Genomic DNA, 18,308 nt, shown 5'->3' with positions numbered 1-18,308 from the left:
ATCGATTTGCCATTGAGTTTGAAGGCAGGTTCCCTATGTAGCAATCCCATATCTGACACAAACTACTTTACAAACCCGCGCCGACCACTGAACCGATGCTTGACCTCGCCGCCCTTCTCGTAGACAGGGATGGCATCCCCGTCCATGAAGCTGGCCTTGGAGGTGTAGGACTCCTCCTGGGCAAAGACCTGGATGCCAACAAGCTGCGCCTTGTAGATGAGCTGCTGAACAAAACGACCATGCGGGATTTGGACAAACTGCTGATTGTTTCGCTTCCCGATGTTAATGCCGTTTTTCCAGAGGTCATTTTTGCCAATGACCAGAGTGCCAATATCGTTCTGAATCAAGTAGTCAATAATCCACCGACTGGCGGTGTGAAGGTAGTGATCTACTCGGGCATTCCGCTTATGGGTGAGTCGGCGGATCTTAGGCAATCTCTGGATAACAAAATACCCCCGTAGGATGGGCAAAGCTTGCTTGCCCATCAGATATCGAGCTACATCAAGGGAAAATCTTTCCTAGAGATCGCCTTATTGCTAGTTTTGCGGTTGCCAGGGAGTAATGACTGCAACCGGGCTTTGACGTTGTTGAAGTACTGATTGGTGGACTTCAACGGCCTGCCGTTAATAAGAACAGGCTGAAAGCCTGGCTTATTGAAGGTTAGTGCGGCAAGATTGTTTACGCCCAAGTCAAGGCTGGCCATGTTGTCCGGGTTTAGTCCAAGGTCTTTGGCCTCCTTTTCGTAGACGACTTCAATAACGTAGTGGTCACACTTCGGGACAATGCGTACCTGTCGCACGTTGTCGTGCAGCACTTTGATGAACACGCCCGTCATGGATGGGTTGATCCAGCCCTGCTTCAGCCACTTCTGGCTGATGGCTTGAATCGTGTAGGTAAGCACATTGCGGCCTTTCTCCTTGTCCTTGTAGTTTGGTAGCTTAGGTCGGCCCAGAAACTTTTCTGGATGAACGTTCCATTCTCTAATAGCTGCAAAAAATGACCGCCACGACTCATCTAGGCGCATCAGGATTTGCTGACTCACCTTGGCGGGCAGCGTCTTGTAGTCGGGCGAGTCTTTCAGCGCTGCTGCCATGTAGTTGTAATTCAAGTACTCACGCTGAAAGATAAATCGCTGACGAATCTGGTAGTTAGCGTAATTGAACAGATTCTTTGACCGGAAAGCCAGATCATCAATCTCTGCCCAAAACGGACTGGTCTTGCGGATAACATGACGGTCAACTAGCTGCATCTTGAAGCTCCTTCACAATCGCTTCTGTTTTACGTTTTGCCCTGCGCTGACCGTATAGTCGAGCCGCAAAGCTGGTCACGATAGCAACCAGGTCTTGCATCAATTCGTCTCGCTGATTGTCGGCTGTATTCACAACTTCTAGCTTCAAACCATTGCGCTTTAACAGGGCAGCAATATAACGAACCCCAAACCGCGCCAGCCTGTCTGAATGCTCAACAATTAAGATGTCGTAGCCATCTCGCCTCAGCAATGCGTCTAGTTTTTTGCGCTGGTCATTCCACCCGCTCCCCACCCTCCTTCACCACAACTACTGTTTGATAGCCTTTTGCCGTGGCGTATTGAGTCAACCTTTCAGACTGCGCCTCAAGGTTCTTTTTGTTCTCCGACGATGAAACCCGCGCATAGATCGCCGCCCGCACGCCAGGGCTTGATTCGCCCTCCCTGAGATGGACGATGATAGTGCCCGTACTCAACTGCTCAACGCGATGTGGAATGTCATTGCGCTTCCACATGCGCCAAGCTGTTTTGTAGGACACTCCGAGATGTGCGGCGTAGTCAGATAATTTCATGATACAAGTGTACCATGTTGTCTGCATTTGTCTAGGAAATGAATGAAGTTTCGTCATACTTTGATACTATCAGCGGTGATTTATTTAGAAAATTTCGCTATGGCTAAATATGTGATGTGGGGGTGCTACTGCGAGAACGTCCTGGAAAAGCGGGCACCCTATCGAGACGCCCACCTACAGGGGTTACAAGCCCAGAAGGACAAAGGAACGCTGCTGGCCCTGGGCCCCACCACGGATAACACCAGGGTATTTGGTATCTATGAGGCTGATAGCGAAGCCACTGTGCGCCAGTTGGTAGAAGCAGACCCTTACTGGCAAAACGGCATCTGGACCGAATATTACGTCTATGAGTGGAATCAAGTGTTTTAGGCGAGGGATAAACAAGCGATAAACAATAGACAATACCGATGGCTATAGAAGCCTTTAGGGACACGGTCATGTTGCTCATCTGGGTCAGACTCATCCACACCCTTGTTTTTGGGGTGATGTTCGGCTCTATTCTGTTTCTGCTGTATTGCGGTATCACCAATCAGCTGAGTCCATGGACTGCGATCGCCTTTGGTCTGATTTCCATAGAAGTGGCTATCTACGCTGGCAATGGATTTCGATGCCCGTTGAGGACCTGGGCAGAAAATCTGACGCCTGAGGGCCAAGTTGTCAGAGATATATTTCTCCCTGCCTGGCTGGCGGCTCGGGTGGTGGCGATCTCCACCCCGTTGCTAGGGGTGGCCTGCCTGTTGCTGCTGGTGCGGTTGCTATGGGGGTAGTCGCTAACTGAGCCCTAGATCTGGTTGTGTTAACTTTTAATAAGAAGGCCCGTGATTGAACGGTTGTTGCCGCGCGGTTTAATCCTGGTGACGGCTAGCCATGGGCCAATGGGCCAATGCTCTTGAAAAATCGGTGAATACTACCACAGCTGAGGTTTTGCTGTGGCTGATTATCTCGCCGACGGATTGCAACTGTTGTTATTGTCGTTAACCTTTGGTCTCTTTACCTAACGTTGGTCGCGCCGCAGCGGCTAGTCATCGTCTGTTTCTGTGGATACTGGTTTACCCCAGTATTTGGGTCGCGGCAGCGATCGCATCGCTGGTTCCGTTTGTGCAGTCTACTCTGGGTCTTGCCTTTGACTGGGCACCCGTACTGCTGATTTTTGCCATAGGACTGATCCCTTACAACATCGATCGCATTGCCGATAGCTATTTTCAAGAGATTCCTGATCCCCAAGCTCAGAATTACTTTCGCCAGGGTTGGGGCTGGGGGATTTTGACCTTAGCCACTGTCGCCACAGCGATATTGCTGTATCGCGCTAACCAGCAGGTTGTCATGGTTAGTTTAGCGGGCTTGATTCCTTTCATTTACGGGTTGCCGATCTTTCCCTGGCGGGGGCGCGATCGCTGGCAATGGTTTCGCCTCAAAGACGTACCCGCGACTAAAGCCTGGATTGTCACCAGTGTGATCACCTATGCCGTCATTGCGGTTCCTTTAGCCTATGCAGAGCAACCGTTTACCTTGTCGGCCGGTATCACCAGTCTATTTTTGCTGATTTTTGTCGGCACAAACTCTCACCTGTTTGATGTACGCGATCTTCAGTCAGACCGGCAAGCGGGAGTGCAAACATTGCCTAGCTTGGTTGGGGTCACTGGCAACCGTCGCATTTGGTTTGGGCTGAACGGGCTGGCCCTGGGGGTTGTGGCCTGGGGCTGGATGCAGTCGCTCCGAGTGCCAGACCCGGCGATCGCCCTACCTTGTATTGCGGTGAATATCATTGCCCTGTGCTTAATCAAGCCCACAACCCCGCGCAGCGTATACAGCATTTTGATTGATGGTTATCTGTTTCTGCCCGCTGCGATCGCAGCAGTATTCCGGTAAGCCGCCAACCCGCAACCCCCCTGACCAGTCTGTAGCCGCCGACCCAAGCCCCCGACCCCCCTCGTCAACCCGACAGCAGTGCTGATCCACACGGAATGTATCAGATATCACAAATGACCCTGGGCGACCGGGTCATAATCTGTGGGTGAATTTCGTGAGTTTGCCTTAACAGCTCTTTGCGCCCCAAGTTCAAAAAGTAACTTAATCCATGGGATACACCCTAAACTACTCCGTTATCTTCAATAACCTGGGCTTCTTTATCGAAGGGGCGATCGCCACACTGCAACTGGCCATGACTTCCATTCTCTTAGGTCTGTTGCTGGGCATTTTGGGTGCCCTGGGCCGCACCTCTGGCAACCGCATTCTTAACAGTGTCGCTGTCGCCTACGTAGAATTTTTTCGCAACACCCCGTTTCTGATTCAGTTGTTTTTCTTTTACTTCGGCTTTTCCAGTGTGGGTCTGCGAATGACGTCCTGGCAAGCGGCAGTACTAGCCCTGGCCATCAACTTTGGGGCCTACTCTACTGAGATCGTGCGAGCGGGCATTGAAGGCATCGGCAAAGGACAGATAGAGGCAGGGATGGCCTTGGGTCTAAACAAAATGCAAATCTTTCGGCGTATTGTTCTGGTGCCTGCCCTAGGAAATATTTACCCTTCCCTTGTCAGCCAGATTGTAATCGCCATTCTGTTCACCAGTGTGGTGTCACAGATTTCTGCCGAGGAGTTGACCTTTGTGGGTAGCTACTTGCAATCGCGCACCTTCCGCAGCTTTGAGATTTATTTCTTTATCTCGCTGCTGTACCTGGTCATCGTGTGGATTGTGAAGCTATCGGCCTACCTGATTCAGCGACGCTTTTTTGGCTTTATGCGCTATGTGCGCTGAGGGTTTCCTTAGGTTTATTTTTTTTACCAATCTTTAGTTCTGCCCCATGCAAGATTTCACCCTCACTAACATTACCTACAGCCTGCTACTGGCCACCCGCTGGACGATTGTGCTGTCGCTGATTGCTTTTGCGGGGGGGGGGCTGGTGGGCTTTTTGCTGATGTTGATGCGAATTTCGCCTCTGACCTGGGTGCGCGTGCCCAGTGTGGTGTACATCGAATTTTTTCAGGGTACACCACTGATCATGCAGCTGTTCCTGGTCTTCTTTGGCATTTCAGTGCTATTTCAGATCAACCTGTCGGCCTGGGAGGCGGCGACCATTGCCCTAACCACCTACACCAGCGCCTTTCTGGCGGATATCTGGCGTGGCTCCATTGAGGCTATCCCCAGCGGCCAATGGGAGGCAGCCCGGGCTCTGGGGTTGAACTATTTCAAACAGCTGCGGCGGATCATTCTGCCCCAGGCGGTGAAAATGTCGGTGCCGCCCACGGTGGGGTTTGCGGTACAGGTGGTGAAGGGTACGTCTCTAGCCTCAGTGATTGGGTTTGTGGAGTTGACGCGATCAGCAGCCTCCATTAGTAATGTCACTTTTCAGCCGTTTTTGGTGTTTTCCATCGCAGCAGTGATCTACTTCTGCCTCTGTTTTCCCTTATCGCTGCTCAGCAAGCGCCTGGAGAGCCAGTTCGTTTTTGAGTAGCCATCCCATCGGGATCTAGCACAGTACATCCGTGCAGCCTGGGGAAGCAACGTACTGTCGGGAACGCCAACCAAGCCTGCTCTTCTCACATCTTTTGTACACAGAATACAAGGACGTAGACTATGACTGTTCAACGTAATTCTTCTGAAAACCTGCGGTCCAGAAGGGTTTGGGCGACCTGGCGGCGACCCTGGGCAGCGATCGCGATCGCCCTGATTATGGTCGTCGGCATTGTCGCTTGCGGTGGTGGAGGCTCGATTACTGGCCAGTCGGTGGCGGGCGATGTTACCGCCCAAGCCCCAGCCGAGGGGGGTGCCCCCGTTGCTGCGGGGTCTACCCTTGATGACATCCTCAGCCGGGGCACGGTGAAAGTAGCGGTACCCCAAGACTCGTCGCCCTTTGGCTTCGTCGGGGCCGATATGCAGCCCCAAGGCTACGATGTCGATATGGCAGGCCTCTTGGCCGAAGCTTTGGAGGTGGATCTAGAGCTGGTGCCAGTCACCAGCACCAACCGCATTCCCTACCTGCAAACCAACCGGGTGGACGTGGTGATCTCCAGCCTGGGGGCCACCCCAGAGCGAGCTAAGTCGATCTACTTCTCGCGGCCCTATGCTCCGTTCTTTTCAGGTATTTACGGCGCTGCCGATGTAGACGTATCCTCCTACGATGACCTGTCGGGGTATACGGTGGGCGTCACCCAGGGGGCGATCGAAGATCTGGATCTATCAAGCCGGGGGCCAGAGAACATGACCATCCAACGCTACGACGATAACAGCACCACAGTGTCGGCTCTGCTGGCGGGCCAGGTAGACCTAATCGCCGTGGGCAATACCATCGCCGCCCAGGTAATCCAAGAAAACCCGGGTCGCAACCTGCAGAACAAGTTTGTGATTCGTAACTCGCCTTGCTACATCGGCGTGCGCCGGGGCGATCTGGATATGTTGCAGTGGCTAAACGTGTTTGTAACCAATAAGCGCCTGGATGGCTCCCTGGATGAGCTGTCGGAGAAGTGGTTTGGTGAACCCCTAGAGCTACCCAACGTGTAGTGAAAAGTCCCCTCCTCGGAGGGGATGGTTATCTCGGACTCAGTTTCCCTCAGTCGTTCATCCATTCCAAAGCCATGACTTCCCCCCATCTTGACCCGGCCACCGCCGCCGCCCAGGCGGTTGACTCTGTCTCCGACGCCATCATCATTGCTGAGGGCGTTGAAAAGTGGTACTCCAACAACTTCCATGTACTCAAAGGCGTTGACCTGACGGTGCGTCGCGGTGAGGTAGTGGTGATCATGGGGCCATCAGGCTCCGGCAAGTCCACCTTCATTCGCACCTTCAACGCCCTGGAGCCTTACCAGAAAGGCCGCATTGAAATTGACGGCATTGTCCTCGCCCCTAAGATGCGCAACGTCGAGGCGATCCGGCGGGAGGTGGGTATGGTGTTTCAGCAGTTCAACCTATTCCCCCATCTGACGGTGCTGGAAAATGTCATGTTGGCCCCGATGGAGGTGCGGGGTTGGAAAAAAGCCCAGGCCAAAGACAAAGCGGGGGAATTGCTGGAGCGGGTGGGCATCCTCAGCCAGGCCCAGAAGTACCCTGGTCAACTTTCTGGCGGACAGCAGCAGCGGGTGGCGATCGCCCGGGCCCTGGCCATGCAGCCCAAGGTAATGCTGTTTGATGAGCCCACCAGTGCCCTCGATCCGGAGATGGTACGGGAAGTACTGGATGTGATGCGCACCCTAGCCGCCGACGGTATGACCATGGTGTGCGTTACCCACGAGGTCGGGTTTGCCCGGGAGGTAGCGGATCGGGCTGTGCTCATGGCGGATGGGCTGATTGTCGAAGAGGGTACGCCGCAGCAGTTCTTTAGCAATCCCCAACGCGATCGCACTCGCCAGTTTCTCTCTCAAATCTTGCATTGACTAGTGCAGCGTCAAGACTAAAAAATAAGGTTCCGTAGGTTGGGTGAAACGCAGTGAAACCCAACAGCAGTCAGCCTTGTTGGGTTCTGCTAACGCGCCACCCAACCTACAAATTTAGAATTGACAGACCACTAAGCACCACTCAACACTAGGAAATGTCCGAGAGGGAAGATTCCGCTTTTATACCAAGTCCAACTCGGGACCTGGAATTTTCCTACAGGCAGAACTCCAGGTCTGGACTTGGAGCTGGTTTAGTCTAGGAAATCTCATCGGGGTCAACCCCCAACTCCCGTAGCTTGACTGCCAACGTTTCATTACGCTCCTCCGGGGTGGGTACCAACGTACCGTCCGGAGTAAAAAAGCGCAGTTGGTGATTGTGGACTCCCAGGTAAAGTGCCAGCTGCTGACTCCATAACCAACCCTGCTCATTGGCTGCCAGCGGCTGATAGGTGCCATCCACTAGATGAAACCCCTCAAACTCCAGACTGTGGGGGTCGAACCAGAAATAGTCGGGGGTGCGGAAGGTATCTTGGTAGACCTGCTTCTTCAGGCCGCGATCTGTTTTGGCAGTGGAGTCGGATAACAGCTCGATAATCAGGTTGGGATACTTACCCTCTTCTTCCCAGACCACCCAACTCTTACGGGGGCGGCGCTCGGTGCCCAGTACTACAAAGAAGTCTGGGCCTCGAAAGTCGTCAGACTTGCGTTGGTGAGGGCTGTAGTAAATGGTGAGGTTGCCAAAGGCGTAGTAATCTTGGCGATCGCGCCACAGCCAATCCAGACATTGAATCAACAGCAGAATTTGGCGTAGATGGAGTTCTGTTTCCAAGGGAGGTTCGTTACTGTAGAGGTCGCCGGGGGGAAACACTACAGCCTGCCCAGCCTGGGATGCCGCCGTCTGGGACGGATCGTCAGGGGCGATCGCGGTGGTACCGGGCTGCTGAGCTGGGGTCATAGCAAATCTAGGGCGGCGGCTGCTCTTAGTATAGCGATGGCCATTGCGCTGATGACATTAACCCCTGTTACAGTTGAAAACTGGGATGGGGCAACGGCGTATAGCAATGTGAGTCAACCCCATACCACTAGAAAGCCCCACCAGTGCTGGCGAGGCTTCAACGCATTATTGAGGTTAATTGGGTTACCTCCCATGGACTCGGACCATAGCCTTAGTCCTAGAGAGGGAGCGGCCAATTAGCCTTCCAAAATCACCTTACCGACCATGCCAGCACCACGGTGGGGGGCACAGTAGTACGTGTAGGTACCAGCGGGCATGTCACCAGTGAAGGTGGTGGAGTAGTTTTCGCCAGGGGCAAAGGTCAACTGGCTGTGGGAAATGCTATCAGCCAGGGCTTTGTCGCCAGGGGTATTAGCATCATCGAAGATGACGTTGTGGGGGGCCATTTTGTTATTGACCCAAGTGACGGTGTCGCCAGGTTTAACCGTAACGGTGCTGGGCTCAAATACGAGCAGGCCAGCATCGGAGCCCATTTTGACGTCATAGTTGGTGGCCGCAGCAGGGGCGGAGGCCAGGGTCAGACTGCCGATGATTAGCAGAGCAGACAGAAACACGAGGCCCAAGCGCTGGGCGGCACGAAAAACACGTTGCATAGTTACCTCTAAAGGCTTGTATCTCCAGTTCAATCAAACAAAATAGGTGCTAGGCAGCATCCTTAAAGGGATTTTACCTGTTTCCTAATAGTTCTTGGCCTCTGAGATGTAGTAATTGCCACCCCAAAGGCCAAAACCTGGTGCTTAGAACGCTTTGAATAACCCCAGTAGGAGTAAATTATCAAGCTGTTGCTATACCTGGGGTGCAGAGAAGCGGGTCTTACCAGCTCCCCACATATCACCAACCACTTTCGGTTGAACCAAAATGTGGCCAGCGATCGCCACCAGATCTTCCTCCGTTAAACTCCGCATTTTCGGGAAGACATCTGCGCTCTTCTTACTAGGATGGATTTGAGAAATATCGGTAAGGCCATCATAGGTCATGGGCTCTTTCAGATATTCCACCAGGGTTTCAATATTGTCGCGGGGAGGCAGGGCGCCGGCCAAAGACTCAGGATCTAAGCCTACGGTAGGGTTGGTTTTGGTAATGCCGCCGACGTGACAGGTGCCACAGGCGTAGTTAAATTGACGACGTCCCCGAGTAATCTGCTCTACGCTGAGGACGACGGTGTCTCCCTCAGGATTGAGCTGCACGGTGCGAGTCGCTTCATCTAGCTCGGCTGCGACAGCATCTCCCATTATCAGATGGCTGACAAAGAAGAGTGCGACTGCAACTAGCCAAATGCATCTCTTCAACATGGTTCTCCTCAAATGTATATGGCTTGGATATAACGTCAACACAGCGATCTCAATAGCTATAACCGTAAACTTAATCCAGTTGGTCACCTTTGACAAAGCTGATCAAAGCAACATACCGGGGTATGGCTATACCAATTGAGTCGGTCCAGTAATGACTATCATGCCACCGAAAGGGGCCGTTACAACGCTTTTGGGCGAATGCTCTTGGATTTCTGGGTTAATCGTCGGCCCTTGTAGGGGTTGTCACCACGGGGCTAGACCCGTTTTTCCAAGCGGCCATAGGGGCCGAAGAGTGGGGCGCTGTTGGCGATACTGGCTGGTGGAGACGAATCAACTGAGCCAGGGTAGCTTTGAGTTGAGTGCGGGGCACAATCAGGTCAACAAAGCCATGATCTTGAAGGTATTCAGCGGTTTGAAAGTCGTCGGGTAGCTTTTCTCGCAGGGTTTGTTCGACCACCCGCCGTCCAGCGAAGCCAATGGTGGCCTTGGGCTCAGCCAAAATAATGTCCCCCAGCATGGCAAAGCTGGCGGTGACTCCTCCAGTGGTGGGGTGGGTGAGAATCGGCATGTAAAGAAGTTTTGCGGCTTGGTGCTGTTGCAGGGCTCCCGAGATTTTGGCCATCTGCATCAGACTGAGCATACCCTCTTGCATGCGAGCCCCGCCAGACGCACAGACAATAATCACGGCTCGGCGATCGCGGGTACCCTGTTCAATCATCCGGGTCAGCTTTTCCCCCACCACAGAGCCCATGCTGCCGCCCATAAACCGAAAGTCCATTACCCCCAGGGCGATGGGCAGCCCCTCCAACTGGCCCAGACCCGTTTGCACGGCATCAGTCAGTTGGGTTTTGGCTTGGGTATCCCGCAGGCGATCGCTGTAGGCTTTGCGGTCTTTAAACCCTAGGGGATCTTTGGGCTGAATGTGGGGATCTAAAGGTTGCCAAGTGTTGGCATCAATCAGTTGGTGAATGCGCTCATCACTGAAAATGCGGTGATGATGGCCACACTCTCCGCAGACCCACTGATTGGCCCGTAGATCTTTGGTGTAGGTCAGCACATCACAGTGCTCACACTTGGTCCAGAGGCCATCGGCAATTTCCCGCTCTTGGCGATCTTCGCTAATGGGGCCAGACTTACGACGATTGGCAAACCAGTCAAACAGAGACATGCTTTAAGGGGAGGCTCAACGGCGGCAGAACAATCATAATAGGTCTAAATTTGGCTATACCCAAACTTAGACCGATAGCAACTCCAACCCTGAGCGTTTCCTTATGGTCACATCCCATGGCTGGATTAACGATATAGCGTTGACCACAGAGCCAATGAGTCCAGGCTAATGCGCCAGTAAGTAGGGCACCCCTACCCCAGACGACGACTAGCCCCATGGCACCAAAAAGTGGCGGTTGCTACAAAGCATACTCTTCATCCTAGCGGGTTTGGCTTAGGGGTAATAGAGGAATCCCGATAGAATACCTGCCCAGGTTGGCAGAGCGAAAAAAAAGCAATGAAGCAAGCCAGTAGCCTGGGTGAGGCGGCAGATTACTCTGGCGTCAGCATCTGCGTCCCTAGCACCGCGATAACCCACAGTACAGATCCCAGGAGTCTGCCCTAGGGTGCATCCTCCACGGTGGTACCCTTTTGTGTACGCCTGATATTCCTACAGTACAGATCCTAGGGGTCTGCCCTAGGGTGCCCCAAAAATCCTGTCCACTGAGCCTAAGAACCCTGGGATCTTGACCTACTGTACCGATTGCCGTGACCCACGGGACCAAAGACTAGGCTTCAAATCGACCTGGAGCCAAAGCGTGTAAGCCCTGGTCAGCTCCACTCTGCATGGCTTCAGCAAACCGCTGGGCGACGGCGGGGGCGTAGACAAAGGGGGCGCTAAAGCCAGTGAACAAATGCAGCCCGGTTAAACCAGGGAGGGGGCCGACTAAGGGCAAGCTATCCCGACAGAAGCTGACCAAGCAGCGGTGCCAGGTGCCCGGTACGTCAGCTAAGGCCGGTAAAATCTGAGCGATCGCCGTGCGGATTTGATGCTCACTGTCAGCCGCATCCACCGGGGCATCTAAAGCCGTTAGGGTACGGCTAATTTGCCCCAGGCAAAGATGCCCATCCTGGAACTGAATAGCCCCGCTATCGAGAATGGGTGGGGTAATTTCGTGGCCCGGCTGATCCCAGAGGGGGTCGGTGGCGGCCCGGCTGGCTTGATCTTCTAACTCAAACCGCTGGGTCACCGCTGGCATAATCAGCGCTTGCAGTGAAAGCGGCACGGGCGGTGTCTCAATTAGTTCTGCATGGGTGTAGTAGAGCGGAATTGACAACCCCACCTCGGCCAGTAGCTGGCGGCCAAAGGCCCCAGCGGCCACCAATACCGCCTGGGCGGGGTAAGCCTGCTCGGCCGTTAGCACCCCGGTTATTCGGTCTTTAATGCGCACCAGGCCGGTCACAGGGGCGACCAGGCGAGTGCCCCCCAATCGATGAAAGGCCTGGTTGTAGGCCTGCACCAGGGCCGTAGGGGAGACGTGGCCATGGCGTACGGTGAAGGCCGCTGCGATCGCCCCTGGATTGAGTAAGGGCTCTAGGGCCTGAGCTTCAGCCACAGAAATTCGCTGGGGTGGGGTGGCGAATTTGGCGTACTGGTTGATCAGGTCTGCCTCATCGGTTCTTGGGGGTACCGTCAGCACCAAGTCCAACTCTTGAAACTGGGTGTCTGCCTCTAGTTCAGTGGACAGTTGTCGATGTTTGGCTATCCCCTCCTGGCAAAGGGTGTGAGTTAGCTCTGTGGTGGCGGCCCAATAGGGAATACCGCCATAGCTAAATCGGGTAGCGTTGGCAGGGTATAGGGACTGGTCGATCAGCAATACAGAAAATCCCTGCCTGGCCAGCTCATAGCTGACCGCCGCCCCAGTCAAACCATTACCGATCACAATCCAGTCAAAGGTTTGCATAGTTAGGGGTGGATCTGGCCCAAAATTAACCGCAGGCGATCGTAGTCATCCTTCAAAAATACGCTGAGGCTGCGTCCCGCCTGCACTAGCCAGGGGCGATCTAGGCTGCGCAGTTGGTAGCCGTGGCGAATCACGGCCGCCACCAGGCTATCCACCGGAGCATTACCCAGGGCCAACAGGGTTTTGAGAAAGTCGAGCTGTTCGGTAAACTCAATCACCCCGTCGGGGTCGCAGTGATGCACCGCCTGATGCACCTGGGGTGGGCGAGGCGGTAGGTGCTGAAAAATTGGTCCGCTGGGGTGACCGGCAAAATCGGGGCTGCGAAACCCGACAATCGCTACCCGAAACTCAGTCTTGAGCATGGCGAAAATCTGGGGCTGCTGCTCTCGTAGATCATCTAAAGACAAGCCCAGTGCCCTGGCTCGGTGTACCGAATCAATGGGGCTAGTGGTGGCATGGTACACCACCCCAAAAATTTGATTGTTCGAGTCTTCATCCTGGGCCGTAACCCAGCTGCCAAAGGCCGGCATCACTGGAAAGGTTAAATCCTCGGGCTCCAAGCACTGGGCCAGAAATTCAGTGGTGGAGGTCTCGATCACCTCGGCAATGTGATCGGGCGATCGCGACTGGGCCAACCCCTGGGGCAAGGGCAAACGCATAACCTAGTTCCGCCGCTTGCCGCTGCTGCTGACAAGCTCTAGCTCAGACATGTTAAAGGTGACCAACTTATCCCAGTTGCCCCCCTCAAACAAAACGGCCACTTTGCCGTCGCTGATGCGCTGCACCAGCCCCTGAAAGCCGTAGTAAGTGTCGTTAACGTTGATTACCGTAACCGGTGCCCCAGGAAAAATCATATGAAAAACGCCCTGCACGCTAGCGATAGGTGATTGGCAATAGTCTAAAGCAAGTTGCCGCAGCCTGTCTGCATAACGCCGACACAAGCTTGGCTGGGGTGTCGGGTGTCGGGTGGCAGGGGTTAGGGATCAGGAAGGGTTAGTTAAATTAAGTAGGTGGACAAAAATAAAGGGCTCAACGTCGCTGGTTTCGACTCCGCTCAACCAGCGACGAGGCCTGAGCGGAGTCGAAGGCCGGATCAAGGATTAGTCCGTAATTGTGTCCGTGTACTGATGTCGTCGTGTACTGGGATGATCTGATTAGCCCTTAAAGCCATTATGGTGAGAGCGATCGGAAGCATACTCCTGTTCTTGCTGAGCCTTAAGCTCTCTAACGCTTTCTTGTCCTGCCCCGACGGCAGCCCCTAACCCCGCCCCAACCAAGGCAAACTTGAGATGGAGATCTTGGTAAAGGCGACTCTGGTATTGATTTTCCATCGCTGTAGCGATGCCCAGGCCAATCATGGCTCCAATCAACGCCGTTAACAGGCTCGAAAAGCCAATTAGCTTACTGTTCATGGTTAGGTACTCTCCTTGCAAGAGCCCAGCTTGGCTGCGGGTCAAGGATGGTGAGGATAGCAACCGGCCCGGACGCTTGACATTGCTCACTATGTCTGGACCTTAACATGACCGTCTGCCAGGAGATTGAGCGTTGCAATTAAACGTTAAGCCAGCAAAGAAAGTTTACTTACGCTCCCGTCTGTTTCAGTTCTGTTGCTCTTTCGGGGATGTTGCGTGAATAAAGTTCAAAATACCCTTCGGGAAGGGCAAGGCCCTACAAAATTCAAAATTTCCCCCGTTATCCATTCCCTGCCAGGGCGGACACCTGGGTCCGCATCTGAAAAACGAAAAGGGAAAAACGAAAAGGGAAATAGGGAATAATCCAAAATCCTCCTCCTTCCCCATCCTCACATCTCCATGCAAAATTCTCCCCGTTACCAATCCTCCCAGGACGGACACATAGGTCCGCCCCTACGCCATTCCTTCATTACCTCTCAAAAGCGGTGCATTGCGGCCCCAGGTTGACCACCAATAGCCAGATCCCGACCGCTAATGCACCCTACGATTTCAATCCAAAATCCAAAATTCTCCTCCTTCCCCACCTCCCCACCTCCCCATTCCCCCGCCAGGGCGGACACACGGGTCCGCCCCTACGCCAACCCCACCTTCCCCATCACCCCATCACCCCATCACCCCATCACCCCATCACTCCCCCACTCCCCCACCCTTCAACCAACGCCGTCGCCAACCAGATGTAGACGCTAACGCAGATTGAGTCTGCTCCTGCTGTCGTCGCTGGCGAATGGTGTCGGCATCATCGCTCAAGCTGGAGTCACGGTAGGGGACGGCGGCGCGGGTCGCGAGGTGTTCTTGTGCTTGCAAAGACAACGGCGGCAACCCGGTGGAATCAAACTGAGCCAGGGTGCCGGGCCAGCGCCGACCAGCGGCGGCTAGGGGAGCAATGGCGAGGCCAGCCTGCTGCAAGGCGGTGCGCACGGCGGCGGCGCAGGAGTAGGTGGCCAATTTTCCCTGGGGATGGAGGCAGTGGGCCACCTGTTGAATGAACTCTACGGTCCACAGCTCAGGGCAATGGGGAGGTGAAAAGGGGTCAAAAAAGATGACATCGGCCTGGAATTCTGCCTGGACCAGGGCCTGAATCTGCTGGCGGGCATCACCAATGCGCAGGGTGGCGCTGAGGTAAGGGGTTTCCACGCTGCCGGTGTCGGCCAAGGTCTTGAGGTGGGCTTGCACGGCTGGGGGCCAGCCATGGGTCAGGTTAGCTGCGATCGCGTATTTCGGCACCCTGGGGTCTAGCTCCAGCCCCACCAGTTGCACCCGGCACTGGGGATTTACCCGCTGGATGGTGGCTAGGGCGGCGGCGGTGTTGTAACCCAGGCCATAGCACACGTCCAACAGGGTTAGGCAGGACCGCTGGGCCAGGGTAGCTAAATCTGTGGCCTCCACATAGGTGGTATAGGCTTCGGCATAGGCCCCCTCGCGACTGTGGAACCACTCACCAAAGTCTTCTGAAAACAGGGTGAAAGAGCCATCGGCGGTGGGTTCTGGGGTGAGGGAGCCGGAGAGTAGCATGGGAGTTGGGGATACACCACATCTAAGCACAGACCAGGAGCTCTACTTGGGATAACCGATAGATCCTGGGCTGGACGGGGGATAGAACGCCAGTACAGATCCCAGGGCAGAACCGGATGCCCCGAAACTCAGGGTCAATCAGTCCAAGCACCCTGGGATTTTGACGTACTGTACCGGTGCTCTAGGACTATTGGTCTTAAGCCAAGTGTCTTGATCATACTTGGGTCTAGGTGCCAGGGGGCTAGGTCCAGAGCGGTTGTCTTTCAATAGGCTTAGTTGGTGTTGGGCTTGGTGATAATGTTGCGGCGGCCTAATCGAGATAGGGAGAATCCTCACGAACTCCCCCTCCCACATCGACCATCGTCCGGCTCGGCAATGGGTGTCAACCTAACTACCAGACAAACTGACCGACTTCTCATCGTACCCCTGGGCTTTCATCCAGAGGTCGTGAATCGAGAGCAATCCCTGTTGTGCTAACCACTCATTGGTCATCCCCGTCTGTGTCGCCAACCTCTGCGACAACCACCCATAGCCCTTCCGCCTCAATCCCGTCGAGAAGGCGTGTCGCCCTATGCTGGTGCAGCGGTACAGAGGTTATCAGTGGGAATTCAAGCTTGTCTGCCGCCGCACAACTTCACCGTTAGATCCTTAATCCATTCAGGAGACTGAATGCCGCAGGCATCGGACACATCACCACCAGCTCAAACTGCACCAATGGGTTGGATTCAGACCCTGGCGATCTTTGGGTTGGCCGCGCTCTTACTGTTCGCCGCCACGGGATTCCTAATACCAGCATTCAGTGAAGCCAGCGACTTAGAGCCCATCCTTTGGTGGTTCTGGGTAGGCGGACTGGGTCTATTTGCGCCGCTCGGGATGGCCGGATATATACTGCTACACCAGGCATCCGTATTCAGTGAGCCAGCGCAGCAGCACAGGTTTATCGGTGGCAATAATACTCATCAGAGATCGTAAACCCCAAGCACTGAATTTAAAGCGAGAATACAAGTGGTTAAGAAACGTTGCTCAGGCTCAGGTTCAGATGCAAAGCTGCCTTAGCCCTGTCCACGTTTTGACGTATTGGGAGAATCGCCATGGTTGCAGCCGCACCCAGCACTCAGCAAAAGCGCCTTACCATCCAGGTAGAAGCGGTGGCAGACGACACGACCACCATTCGCTCCCTTGATTGGGATCGCGATCGCTTTGACATCGAGTTTGGCCTGCAAAATGGCACCACCTATAACTCCTATATCATTCGCGGTGACAAGGTGGCCCTGGTAGATACCTCCCATGCCAAGTTTCGGGACCTGTACCTGAAAACCCTGACCGGGGAAATCGACCCCAAAACCATCGACTACCTGGTGATCAGCCACACTGAGCCCGATCACAGTGGCCTGGTGCGGGATGTGCTGGAACTGGCCCCCCAGGCGATGGTGGTGGGGGCAAAAGTGGCGATCGCCTTTCTGGAAGATCTAGTCCATCGCCCTTTCGAGCGGCTCATTGTCAAAAACGGTGACACCCTGGATCTGGGCCAGGGGCACACCCTGGAGTTCGTCAATGCCCCCAACCTCCACTGGCCCGACACCATCTTTACCTACGACCACAAAACTGGGGTCTTATTTACCTGTGATGCCTTTGGCCTGCACTATTGTAGCGACGCCACCTACGACGAAGATCTAGAGGCCATTTCCCCAGACTTTCGCTTTTACTATGAATGCCTGATGGCCCCCAACGCCCGCTCGGTGCTGTCGGCCATGAAGCGGATGGCCGCCCTGCCCCCGGTTAATATTGTCGGCACTGGCCACGGCCCCCTGCTGCGCTACAACGTGGCGGAACTGACGGGGCGCTACCAGCGTTGGAGCCAGGAAAAGGCCAAGGCCGAAAACCTGGTGGCGGTGTTCTATGTGTCTGACTACGGCTTTAGCGATCGCGTCTCCCAGGCGATCGCCCGAGGTATCACCAAAACCGATGTGGCGGTCGAAATGATGGACATGCGCTCCGCTGACCCCCAGGAGGTGACCGAACTGGTGAGCCGGGCTAAGGGCATTGTGATTGGCATGCCCCCCGCCTCGGGTACCGGTGCCAAAGAAACCCAGGCTACCCTGGGCACGATTCTGGCCGCCGTCCATGGTAAGCAAACCATCGGGCTGTTCGAGTCCTACGGCGGCAACGATGAGCCCGTAGACCCCCTGGCCAACAAGTTTCAAGACCTGGACTTAGTTCAGTCCTTTGCCCCAATTCGGATTAAGGATACCCCCGGTGAAGGCCTCTACCAGTCCTGCGAAGAAGCCGGCACTGACCTGGGCCAAACCCTAGGCCAGGCCAAGAAGTTGAAAAAGTTGAAGTCCCTCGATGCTGACCTGGAAAAAGCCCTGGGCCGCATCAGCAGCGGGCTGTACATCATTACCGCTAAAAAGGGAGAAGTTTCCAGCGCCATGTTGGCCTCCTGGGTGGCCCAGGCCAGTTTTCAACCCCTGGGCTTTACGGTGGCGGTGGCCAAAGATCGAGCGATCGAGTCACTCATGCAGGTGGGCGACCAGTTTGTGCTCAACGTGCTGGAAGAAGGTAAGCACCTGCCGTTGATGAAACACTTTCTGAAGCGATTTGCCCCTGGGGCTGATCGTTTTGCTGGGGTGCGCACCCGCCCTGCTACCAATGGTTCCCCCTTGCTGGCCGATGCCCTGGCCTACCTGGAATGTGAGGTGGTCAGCCGTATGGAAGTGAGTGATCACTGGATTGTGTACTGTACGGTGCAGGATGGCAAGGTGTCGGACCCCGATGGGGTAACGGCAGTCCACCATCGAAAAGTGGGTAATTATTACTAGTACCGCTACGCGGAACTAAAAATGCAAAGTTCAAGATGAAAAATTGTTGCTGCGCAAGGATT

19 protein-coding genes and 1 pseudogene are annotated in these 18,308 nt (G+C 54.6%); 8 read left to right on the top strand and 12 right to left on the bottom strand.

Features of this window, described 5'->3' with window-relative positions; all coding sequences use genetic code 11:
- Positions 1-62 precede the first annotated feature (62 nt).
- The 3 genes and pseudogenes from E1H13_RS28065 to E1H13_RS18695 all read right to left on the bottom strand — a co-directional run bounded on the left by E1H13_RS28065 (position 63) and on the right by E1H13_RS18695 (position 1,818).
- Positions 63-485, bottom strand: a complete 423-nt coding sequence (locus E1H13_RS28065; protein WP_169615460.1) for an IS200/IS605 family accessory protein TnpB-related protein — start codon at positions 483-485, stop codon at positions 63-65.
- Positions 486-496: 11 nt separating this feature from the next.
- On the bottom strand, positions 497-1,249 hold the full coding sequence (locus E1H13_RS18700) for a transposase (protein WP_169615458.1): 753 nt from the start codon (positions 1,247-1,249) through the stop codon (positions 497-499).
- A pseudogene (locus tag E1H13_RS18695) lies at positions 1,236-1,818 on the bottom strand (IS607 family transposase). The gene E1H13_RS18700 and the pseudogene E1H13_RS18695 overlap by 14 nt, the downstream one beginning before the upstream one ends.
- 99 nt (positions 1,819-1,917) lie before the next feature.
- Here E1H13_RS18695 and E1H13_RS18690 point away from each other — a divergent pair.
- The 7 genes from E1H13_RS18690 (at position 1,918) to E1H13_RS18660 (ending at position 7,182) form a co-directional block, all read left to right on the top strand.
- Positions 1,918-2,187, top strand: coding sequence for a YciI family protein (locus tag E1H13_RS18690; RefSeq protein ID WP_169615455.1), 270 nt, complete (start codon positions 1,918-1,920; stop codon positions 2,185-2,187).
- A gap of 68 nt (positions 2,188-2,255) precedes the next feature.
- The gene (locus E1H13_RS18685; protein WP_169615453.1) at positions 2,256-2,585 is read left to right on the top strand and encodes a hypothetical protein; all 330 of its coding nucleotides are present in this window, start codon (positions 2,256-2,258) and stop codon (positions 2,583-2,585) included.
- A gap of 214 nt (positions 2,586-2,799) precedes the next feature.
- Complete coding sequence (locus tag E1H13_RS18680; protein WP_169615451.1) at positions 2,800-3,687, top strand: prenyltransferase; 888 nt, start codon at positions 2,800-2,802, stop codon at positions 3,685-3,687.
- Positions 3,688-3,895: 208 nt separating this feature from the next.
- Positions 3,896-4,570 (top strand): amino acid ABC transporter permease, encoded by a 675-nt coding sequence (locus tag E1H13_RS18675; RefSeq protein WP_169615449.1) that lies wholly within the window; start codon positions 3,896-3,898, stop codon positions 4,568-4,570.
- Between the two features lie 46 nt (positions 4,571-4,616).
- Positions 4,617-5,267 (top strand): amino acid ABC transporter permease, encoded by a 651-nt coding sequence (locus E1H13_RS18670; protein WP_169615447.1) that lies wholly within the window; start codon positions 4,617-4,619, stop codon positions 5,265-5,267.
- A 122-nt stretch (positions 5,268-5,389) separates the two neighbouring features.
- The gene (locus tag E1H13_RS18665; protein WP_169615445.1) at positions 5,390-6,313 is read left to right on the top strand and encodes a transporter substrate-binding domain-containing protein; all 924 of its coding nucleotides are present in this window, start codon (positions 5,390-5,392) and stop codon (positions 6,311-6,313) included.
- 74 nt (positions 6,314-6,387) lie between these two features.
- The gene (locus E1H13_RS18660; protein ID WP_169615443.1) at positions 6,388-7,182 is read left to right on the top strand and encodes an amino acid ABC transporter ATP-binding protein; all 795 of its coding nucleotides are present in this window, start codon (positions 6,388-6,390) and stop codon (positions 7,180-7,182) included.
- Between the two features lie 256 nt (positions 7,183-7,438).
- On the opposite strand, the gene E1H13_RS18655 is transcribed toward E1H13_RS18660, so the two are convergent.
- The 9 genes from E1H13_RS18655 to E1H13_RS18615 all read right to left on the bottom strand — a co-directional run bounded on the left by E1H13_RS18655 (position 7,439) and on the right by E1H13_RS18615 (position 15,424).
- Complete coding sequence (locus E1H13_RS18655; RefSeq protein ID WP_169615441.1) at positions 7,439-8,137, bottom strand: Uma2 family endonuclease; 699 nt, start codon at positions 8,135-8,137, stop codon at positions 7,439-7,441.
- 236 nt (positions 8,138-8,373) lie between these two features.
- Positions 8,374-8,790, bottom strand: a complete 417-nt coding sequence (petE, locus tag E1H13_RS18650; RefSeq protein WP_169615439.1) for a plastocyanin — start codon at positions 8,788-8,790, stop codon at positions 8,374-8,376.
- 192 nt (positions 8,791-8,982) lie between these two features.
- Entirely contained in the window at positions 8,983-9,489 is a 507-nt protein-coding gene (gene psbV, locus E1H13_RS18645; protein WP_169615437.1) for a photosystem II cytochrome c-550, read from the bottom strand.
- A gap of 217 nt (positions 9,490-9,706) precedes the next feature.
- The gene (accD, locus tag E1H13_RS18640; protein WP_169615435.1) at positions 9,707-10,657 is read right to left on the bottom strand and encodes an acetyl-CoA carboxylase, carboxyltransferase subunit beta; all 951 of its coding nucleotides are present in this window, start codon (positions 10,655-10,657) and stop codon (positions 9,707-9,709) included.
- Positions 10,658-11,264: 607 nt separating this feature from the next.
- A complete protein-coding gene (locus tag E1H13_RS18635) occupies positions 11,265-12,440 on the bottom strand; it encodes an FAD-dependent oxidoreductase (RefSeq protein ID WP_169615433.1) in 1,176 nt (391 codons plus the stop codon).
- Positions 12,441-12,442: 2 nt separating this feature from the next.
- Positions 12,443-13,099 (bottom strand): HAS-barrel domain-containing protein, encoded by a 657-nt coding sequence (locus E1H13_RS18630; protein ID WP_169615431.1) that lies wholly within the window; start codon positions 13,097-13,099, stop codon positions 12,443-12,445.
- A gap of 3 nt (positions 13,100-13,102) precedes the next feature.
- Positions 13,103-13,294: an NAD(P)H dehydrogenase subunit NdhS gene (locus E1H13_RS18625; RefSeq protein WP_169615429.1), complete on the bottom strand. Its 192-nt coding sequence runs from the start codon at positions 13,292-13,294 to the stop codon at positions 13,103-13,105.
- Between the two features lie 300 nt (positions 13,295-13,594).
- Positions 13,595-13,852 carry a hypothetical protein gene (locus tag E1H13_RS18620; RefSeq protein WP_169615422.1) on the bottom strand — a complete coding sequence of 86 codons (258 nt, stop codon included), beginning with the start codon at positions 13,850-13,852 and terminating at the stop codon, positions 13,595-13,597.
- Between the two features lie 687 nt (positions 13,853-14,539).
- Entirely contained in the window at positions 14,540-15,424 is an 885-nt protein-coding gene (locus E1H13_RS18615; protein ID WP_169615420.1) for an MnmC family methyltransferase, read from the bottom strand.
- A gap of 1,091 nt (positions 15,425-16,515) precedes the next feature.
- Here E1H13_RS18615 and E1H13_RS18610 point away from each other — a divergent pair.
- Complete coding sequence (locus E1H13_RS18610) at positions 16,516-18,246, top strand: diflavin flavoprotein (RefSeq protein ID WP_169615418.1); 1,731 nt, start codon at positions 16,516-16,518, stop codon at positions 18,244-18,246.
- Positions 18,247-18,308 lie beyond the last annotated feature (62 nt).

Origin of the sequence: Nodosilinea sp. P-1105 (assembly GCF_012911975.1) — a bacterium.
Taxonomy (GTDB): domain Bacteria; phylum Cyanobacteriota; class Cyanobacteriia; order Phormidesmidales; family Phormidesmidaceae; genus Nodosilinea.
The sequence above is the reverse complement of the archived record's forward strand: the minus strand, read 5'-3'. Positions and strand labels throughout refer to the sequence as shown.

What these genes read in the sequence shown, in the direction of transcription:
- E1H13_RS28065 (WP_169615460.1), bottom strand. Translation starts at nt 485, where the DNA reads ATGGGCAAGCAAGCTTTGCCCATCCTACGGGGGTATTTTGTTATCCAG.
- E1H13_RS18700 (WP_169615458.1), bottom strand. Translation starts at nt 1,249, where the DNA reads ATGCAGCTAGTTGACCGTCATGTTATCCGCAAGACCAGTCCGTTTTGG.
- E1H13_RS18690 (WP_169615455.1), top strand. Translation starts at nt 1,918, where the DNA reads ATGGCTAAATATGTGATGTGGGGGTGCTACTGCGAGAACGTCCTGGAA.
- E1H13_RS18685 (WP_169615453.1), top strand. Translation starts at nt 2,256, where the DNA reads ATGTTGCTCATCTGGGTCAGACTCATCCACACCCTTGTTTTTGGGGTG.
- E1H13_RS18675 (WP_169615449.1), top strand. Translation starts at nt 3,896, where the DNA reads ATGGGATACACCCTAAACTACTCCGTTATCTTCAATAACCTGGGCTTC.
- E1H13_RS18670 (WP_169615447.1), top strand. Translation starts at nt 4,617, where the DNA reads ATGCAAGATTTCACCCTCACTAACATTACCTACAGCCTGCTACTGGCC.
- E1H13_RS18665 (WP_169615445.1), top strand. Translation starts at nt 5,390, where the DNA reads ATGACTGTTCAACGTAATTCTTCTGAAAACCTGCGGTCCAGAAGGGTT.
- E1H13_RS18660 (WP_169615443.1), top strand. Translation starts at nt 6,388, where the DNA reads ATGACTTCCCCCCATCTTGACCCGGCCACCGCCGCCGCCCAGGCGGTT.
- E1H13_RS18655 (WP_169615441.1), bottom strand. Translation starts at nt 8,137, where the DNA reads ATGACCCCAGCTCAGCAGCCCGGTACCACCGCGATCGCCCCTGACGAT.
- petE (WP_169615439.1), bottom strand. Translation starts at nt 8,790, where the DNA reads ATGCAACGTGTTTTTCGTGCCGCCCAGCGCTTGGGCCTCGTGTTTCTG.
- psbV (WP_169615437.1), bottom strand. Translation starts at nt 9,489, where the DNA reads ATGTTGAAGAGATGCATTTGGCTAGTTGCAGTCGCACTCTTCTTTGTC.
- accD (WP_169615435.1), bottom strand. Translation starts at nt 10,657, where the DNA reads ATGTCTCTGTTTGACTGGTTTGCCAATCGTCGTAAGTCTGGCCCCATT.
- E1H13_RS18635 (WP_169615433.1), bottom strand. Translation starts at nt 12,440, where the DNA reads ATGCAAACCTTTGACTGGATTGTGATCGGTAATGGTTTGACTGGGGCG.
- E1H13_RS18630 (WP_169615431.1), bottom strand. Translation starts at nt 13,099, where the DNA reads ATGCGTTTGCCCTTGCCCCAGGGGTTGGCCCAGTCGCGATCGCCCGAT.
- E1H13_RS18625 (WP_169615429.1), bottom strand. Translation starts at nt 13,294, where the DNA reads ATGATTTTTCCTGGGGCACCGGTTACGGTAATCAACGTTAACGACACT.
- E1H13_RS18620 (WP_169615422.1), bottom strand. Translation starts at nt 13,852, where the DNA reads ATGAACAGTAAGCTAATTGGCTTTTCGAGCCTGTTAACGGCGTTGATT.
- E1H13_RS18615 (WP_169615420.1), bottom strand. Translation starts at nt 15,424, where the DNA reads ATGCTACTCTCCGGCTCCCTCACCCCAGAACCCACCGCCGATGGCTCT.
- E1H13_RS18610 (WP_169615418.1), top strand. Translation starts at nt 16,516, where the DNA reads ATGGTTGCAGCCGCACCCAGCACTCAGCAAAAGCGCCTTACCATCCAG.